Here is a 2,776-nt window from a genome sequence, read left to right on the forward strand (position 1 = left end):
CCTGCAAACCAATCCCAAACGAAGAAATTTATATTTTTACCAGTTAAATTTCTTCTATGTGCCGCATCAAATTTTGAAACATTTAGATAATTTGCATTAGCAGTCATAAAAGCTTGGTTTTTAACCTGAGCTTCAGTTCTAACCATGGGAATTTCTTGCCTTCCAAATCTAATATCACCAAATAATCCACTAGAGCTAGATGAAGATGTTGAACCGCTTGAGCTAGATGAAGAAGATGTTGAAGTGCTACCAGATGAAGACGAGCTAGAAGTTGAACCGCTTGAGCTAGATGAAGAAGATGTTGAAGTGCTTCCAGATGAAGACGAGCTAGAAGTTGAACCACTTGAGCTAGATGTAGAAGAGCTAGAGGTAGAAGAAGTTGAGCTAGATGAACCTCCAACGCTTCCTGCTCCGCCACATATCCAAGTGTTAGTATTTGCAGGGTTGCTGCAATGGTTGCATAACCAAGGGCTGTTATATTGGTTTCCTGTGCAGTAATTTACAACTTGCCCTGTGCATCTTGGAAAGTTTAAGAAGCTTAAATTTACACAAAATAAACATTGAACAGGATCCATATTTGGGGCACAAGATCCATTATTCATTGGCGTTGCTAAAGCGGAGGCAATCTCCATATTAAATGGGCTTGATGAGCTTATACTTGGGGATGAAGTGCTAGAAGGATTCAAGCACGCAAATGGATCAGTAGAGCTGTTATCATGACATTTCGCACATTCATCTACATTGAAATAATTACTTGTATAATCGCATGCTAAATATGCAGGGCCTGAATTGTTAACTTCCGGCAATGAAATTGGACTTCCAGTATCGGTGCTTGCAGATGATCCGCCACCACCGCCACCAAGTGCAAGGGCTGCACCAGCTCCAGCAAGAATTGCACCACCACCAACTAAAAGAGTATTAGTTGAGAAAAAACCCGGTTGCTTATCAGCTAATTCTTTATCTTTTTCTATAGTTTTAAGAGAATATCTTGCATCATTAAATTGGCCACTTTCAATGATAAATCTATTTTGGCTTAACCAAATTAATTCTCTTGTAAGATTAAACTTATCGCCTCTTGTCGCAATATTCTTGATATTTTCAGTTGATATTTTTTGAGTGTTGATACCAAGTAAGGATTGCAAGAAAAAATCTGTTTGTACAGGATTTGCCAAAATATATTGGCTTGCCTGCATTATCCTTGATTGATTAACAGATAATCTATCAATGGTGGAATAAGAATTATTCATTGGTTGCATATAGTTGTTACCAGCATTTACTAAGTGGCTATTATATGCATATCTTCTTGCTAATTCTTGGCTTCTAGTAAGCCTTTGAGGGGTTACTGCTTCTGCATTATTCTGCAAAAACATATTCTGGTTTAGTTGTTGTTGTGGTTGTTGAACTTGAAAATTTTGAGGCCTTTGATTGTAAGAAATTTGCTGGTTATTATAAGCTTGCTGTTGCATTGAGCTTGGCACATTATAGCCCTGTGAATAAGCACTCACTGAAAAAGCGATAATAAATAAGCTTAATGCTAAAAACTTCATTTTGATTATTTTTTGCATCTTCCCCACCCCTAGAAAAGAATTTATTAATAATTAGTTAAAATTTTAACAAATTCCCGTTATAATGTCAAGCGGAATAGTAAATATTAAGTTAATTTATTTTTAGTTTTATTATAAAATCGCTTCATAATGAAACATAATATTAAAATAGACTAAAATTACAAAAAAAGCTATAAACAAGCCAAATTATTAGAAAAAAATGACAAAATTATATTTAATATCCCCACCAAATTTTGAGTTAGAGGAAATGAAGCTCAAACTCGAAGAAGCCTTCAAGGGTGGTGAAATATCTGTATTTCAACTTAGAATGAAGTCTTTATCGCCTGATGGAACTTATAATTCCAAGCCTGAAGAAAAGCTCGTTCGTAAAGCAGTTGCAGAATTACTGCCAATTTGCCATAAAAATAAATGCGTTTTTATCTTGAATGATAATCCGAAGCTCGCCTCTGAGCTTAATTGTGATGGGGTTCACATTGGCGAAGATGATGGCAATGCCAAAGAGGCAAAAAAAATTATGGGTGAGGGCAAATATGTTGGGGTTAGCTGTTATGCAAGCCTTGATAGGGCTTATAAAGCAGGCGAAGAAGGTGCTGATTATGTTGCTTTTGGGGCTTTTTATGAAACCCAAACTAAAAAGCCAAAAGGCAGGCCAACACTTGAATTATTAGATTTTTGGCAAAAATATACAAATATTCCTTCAGTTGCAATAGGCGGTATTAAAGTTGAAAATGCTGAGCCCATAATTAAAGCAGGTGCTGATTTTATCGCGGTTGTAACAGGTGTTTGGGATTATAAAAAGGGCGTAAAACAAGCAATCGCTGATTTTAATAAGCTTTTTGTTTAGTGTTGTTCGCTAAGTATAGATTTCATTAAGTTATTTGCTGTTTTTTCTATATAATGTCACCCCGCATTTATTGCGGGATTAATTGCAAAACACGCTCACAAATTAGACTTAAAACAATTTCAAACATTAACCCCGCAATAAATGCGGGGTGACAATTGGATGTTAAATGAGCTTAAATCTATACTTAATCTAACAATGCCCTCTTAAAAGCTAATTAGCAGGCTTTACTTTTTTATCTTTAGGCTTTTCTTCTTTTTCTTTATCTTTCAAGATGATTTTTGCCTTTTTACCTTCATTGATAACATTTTCATCAATGATGATTTTTGCAACATCTTTACGATCAGGAATTTCATACATTAAATCAGTA

General features: G+C 35.2%; 2 protein-coding genes. One reads left to right on the plus strand and one right to left on the minus strand.

Annotation, left to right across the window (positions count from 1 at the left end; genetic code table 11):
• A partial coding sequence (locus SFT90_03560) for a hypothetical protein (GenBank protein ID MDX1949563.1) occupies positions 1-1,547 on the minus strand: 1,547 nt, incomplete at its 3' end.
• Between the two features lie 217 nt (positions 1,548-1,764).
• Here SFT90_03560 and thiE point away from each other — a divergent pair.
• On the plus strand, positions 1,765-2,409 hold the full coding sequence (gene thiE, locus SFT90_03565; protein ID MDX1949564.1) for a thiamine phosphate synthase: 645 nt from the start codon (positions 1,765-1,767) through the stop codon (positions 2,407-2,409).
• The last annotated feature ends 367 nt before the right edge of the window (positions 2,410-2,776 follow it).

This window comes from Rickettsiales bacterium (assembly GCA_033762595.1).
Lineage (GTDB): Bacteria > Pseudomonadota > Alphaproteobacteria > Rickettsiales > UBA8987 > JANPLD01.